The organism is Nonomuraea sp. NPDC048826 (genome assembly GCF_043198225.1).
Lineage (GTDB): Bacteria > Actinomycetota > Actinomycetes > Streptosporangiales > Streptosporangiaceae > Nonomuraea.
On record NZ_JBICUQ010000025.1, the window covers coordinates 1 to 4,264 of the forward strand.

The 4,264-nt window shown below is 71.5% G+C and carries 1 protein-coding gene; it reads right to left on the bottom strand.

The features are described 5' to 3' along the window. The coding region (locus ACGFI7_RS41710; RefSeq protein WP_393415401.1) for a type I polyketide synthase at window positions 1-4,264 on the bottom strand (4,264 nt) is incomplete at both ends.

Sequence of the window (4,264 nt, forward strand, 5' to 3'; positions counted from 1 at the left end):
GGCCGGTGGTGGTGGCTAGTTGGTTGCGGAGTTCGACGGCGGCCAGGGAGTCGAAGCCGAGTTCGCGGAAGGCGGTGTGGGGGTTGATCTGCTGGGCGTCGGTGTGGCCGAGGACGGTGGCGGTGGTGCGTCGGACCAGGTCGAGGGTGATGTCGAGCCGCTGCGCCGGGCCGGCATCGGCAAGCTGACGGACGAGGCTGCCCGGGCCGGCGGCGTTGTCCGTGCTGCTAGGGACGTTGCCGGTGAGGATGGCCGGTGCGGTGGCCTGCTGACGCAGGAGCTTGTGATTCAGGTGAACGGGCGCCAGCAGGGGCTGCGGGTGGGCCAGGGCGGTGTCGAGCAGGTGCAGGGCGGTGTCCGGGGGCAGGGGATGCAGGCCGGTGCGCTGCCAGCGGTTGGTGTGGGTTGAGGTGAGGGTGGCGGCCATGCCGGTGTGGTCCCACGGCCCCCAGGCCAGGCTGGTGGCGGGCAGCCCCTGGGCGTGGCGATGGTGGGCCAGGGCGTCGAGGAAGGCGTTGGCGGCGGCGTAGTTGGCCTGGCCAGGGGTCCCGATGAGACCGGCGATGGAAGAGAAGAGAACGAAGGCGGTCAGCGGGAGATGGCGGGTGGACTGGTGCAGTTGCCAGGCTGCGTCGATCTTCGGACGTAAGGTATCGGCGAGCTGCTGCGGGGTCAGCGCGGTGAGGGTGGCGTCGTGCAGGACACCGGCGGTGTGGATGACGGCCGTCAGGGGGTGACTGCCGGGGACGCCGGCCACAAGGTCGGCGAGGGCGTCGGGGTCGGCGGTGTCGCAGGCCGTGATGGTGACACGAGGCCCGGCCGCGGTGAGCTGCTGGTGGAGCGCATCGGCACCCGGCGCGTCGGGGCCTTGCCTGCTGATGAGCAGCAGGTGGCTGGCGGGGAAGCGTCCGGCCAGGTGACGGGCGACGAGGCTGCCGAGCGCACCGGTCCCCCCGGTGATCAGCACGGTGCGATGGTCGAAGTCCGGCGGTGACGTGCCGGCCGGGGTGCTGCGGGTGAGCCGGGGGACGAGGAGTCCGCCGGCCCGGATGGCGGCCTGGGGCCACCGGGTGAGGACGGCCGCCTGGAGGACCTGCTGGGAAGCGGGGTGCTGATCGACGTCGATGAGCGCGAACCGGCCGGGGTGTTCGGTCTGGGCTGAGCGGATGAGCCCCCAGAGGGCTGACCCGGCCAGGTCGGTGGGGTCGGTGGCGACCGCGCCATGGGTGATCACGACCAGCCGGGTGGCGGCGGGGAGATCGTGGGCGAGGAACCGCTGGAGCAGGGCGAGCGCGTCGGCGGTGCGCCGGTGAGCATGGCCGGGAACATCGACGAGGTCGGAGCCGGGCGTGAGGACGGCTACGACATGGTCGGGGGCGGGGCGACCGGCGGCTACCTCATGCTCCAGCGCCGCCAGATCTGCGACCGTATCCACCACGTCGTCGGTCGGCCACGCGCCACGGTCACCCAGAAGAACCCACCGCTCCACCGTCTCCGTGGCGGGCACAGGCGTCGGCCGCCACTCGACCTGGTAGAGATGCTCCGTTCTGATCCCCAGCCGTTCGGCGGGAAGCTCCCTGAGCGCGATGGACCCGATCGACAGCACGGGTGAGCCGGTGGCGTCGGTGACGGTCAGCCGGAACTCGTCGTCGCCCACCGGCTCGACGACGACACGTCCGGCCGAGAGACCGGCCGCGTGCACCGACACCTGCGACAACGCGAACGGCAGCCGGATGTGTTCTGCGTCCAGGAGGAACGCGTGCAGCGCCGAGTCCAGCAGCGCCGGGTGCATCCCGAAACCGCGCCCGTCGAGCCCTTCGCTGAGGGACACCTCGGCCAAGAGGGCATCCCCCCGCCGCCACGCCGCGCGAAGCCCGCGGAACAGGGGACCGTACCGGTAGCCGAGGTCGGCGAGTCGCTCGTAGAAGCCGTCGAGGCTGATCTCCTCCGCGCCGGCGGGCGGCCACTGGCCCGTCATCGGCTGGGCGGTACGGCCGGTCCGGACCAACGTCCCGCCGGCGTGCCTGGTCCATGAGTCGCCGTCGGCCTGGCGTGCGTGCACGGCGAACGCGCACCGTCCGGCTTCGTCCCGCTCCTGCACGCTGATCTGTACGTGGACCGAACCGGAGGCCGGAAGCGCGAGCGGCTCATCCAGGATCAACTGCTCCACCTGGTCGGAGCCGGTTCGTTCGGCGGCGTGCAGGGCCAGCTCCAGGAACACCGCCGCCGGGACGAGCGTGGTGTCGCCGATGGCATGGTCGGCGAGCCAGGACTGAGAGTGGGAGGAGAGCTTGGACGTGAGCAGGAGGCGGCCGTCGTCGGCGGTCTCGACGATGGCGCCGACCAGCGGGTGGTCACTGCCTTCCAGCCCGGCGGAGGTCAGGTCGGCAGTCGCCTTGTCCAGCCAGTGGCGGGTGTGTTGGAAGGGATAGGTCGGCAGATCGACCGGCGGGCCGGAGATCGTGCCGTAGAACCGGTCCCAGTCCAGCCGGACCCCGCGGGTATAGGCGTGGGCCACGCCGGTCAGCACGGTGGCGGGTTCGGGCTGCTCGCGGCGGGTCAGCGGGATAACGGTGTGGCCGGTGTGGCCGGCGATGGCGGCCAGGTGCGCGTCCGGGCCCAGCTCCAGACAGGTAGCGGTGGTGTGCGCGGCCAGGTGGGTGAGGGCGTCGTGGAAACGGACCGCGCTGCGAGCATGGCGCACCCAGTGGCCGGGATCGGCAGGATCGGCGTCAGGGTGCAGGGTGGAGACGAGCGGAGTATGCGGGCGGTGGTGGGTGAGAGTCGCGGCGAACGCGCCCAGCTCCTCCAGCACGGGATCTATCAGCGGTGAATGGAACGCATGGCTGACGGTCAAGGCCCGGGAGGGGCGGGACAAGCGGGCGGCCAGCTGGTGAGTGGCGTCATGCTCACCGGAGATGACCAGCGAGGTGGGGCCGTTGATGGCGGCGATGGCGACGGTGTCGGTCAGTAGCGGGGTGACTTCGGTTTCGGTGGCGTGGACGGCGATCATGGCGCCGCCGGGCGGGAGCTGGGCCATCAGCCGGGCGCGGGTGGTGATCAGGGCGGCGGCGTCGGGGAGGGTGAGGATGCCGGCGGCGTGCGCGGCGGCGATCTCGCCGATGGAATGACCGGCCAGGTAGTCGGGGCGCAGGCCCCAGGAGCGCAGCAGCCGGTACAGGGCGATCTCGAAGGCGAACAGGGCGGGCTGGGTGTGCTCGGTCTGGTTCAGCAGCTCAGCATCGTCGCCCCACATGATGGCGCGCAGATCGCCGGGCAGGTGGGCGAGGGCTTCGTCGAAGGCGTCGGCGAAGGCGGGGAAGGCCTGGTAGAGGTCGCGTCCCATGCCCGGCCGCTGGGCACCCTGGCCGGTGAACAGGAAGGCCAGCTTCCCCTCCCGCACCGCATCCTGCACCGCGTTACCGGTCGAGCCGGTGGAGCTGGTGGACAGGGCGTCCAGGGCGGTGGCGGTCTGGGCGTGGTCGTCGGCCAGGATGACGGCGCGGTGTTCGAGGGCGGCGCGGGTGGTGGCCAGGGCTCGTCCGGCCGCGGGCAGGGCGTGTTCGTCGAGGGTGTCGAGGTAGCGGCGCAGGCGGGCGGCTTGAGCGCGCAGCGCTGCGGGGGTCTTCCCGCTGATCGGCCAGATGACGGGCGGCATGCCCGGCATCGGGCCGGACACCGGTGACGGCTCAGCCGATTCCGTGATGCCGGGCGCCTCTTCGAGGATGACATGCGCGTTCGTACCGGAAATGCCGAACGATGACACCCCGGCCCGGCGCGGCCGGTCACCGGCCCGCCACTCCACCGGCTCGGTCAACAACTTGACCTGGCCCGCACTCCAATCGACATGCGGCGTCGGCTCATCCACATGCAACGTCTTAGGCAGCAGGCCATGACGCATCGCCAGCACCATCTTGATCACGCCGCCTACCCCGGCAGCGGCCTGCGTGTGGCCCAGGTTCGACTTCAGCGATCCCAGCCACAGTGGCCGATCCCCCTCATGCTCCTGGCCGTAGGTCGCCAGCAACGCCTGGGCCTCGATCGGATCACCCAGGCGGGTGCCCGTGCCATGCGCCTCCACCGCGTCCACGTCACCGGCTGACAACCCGGCCACCGCCAACGCCCGCCGGATCACCCGCTCCTGCGACGGCCCGTTCGGGGCGGTGAGCCCGTTGCTGGCTCCGTCTTGGTTGATGGCTGTGCCGCGGATGATGGCGAGGATGGGGTGGTTGTTGGCTTGGGCGTCGGATTGGCGTTCGAGGAG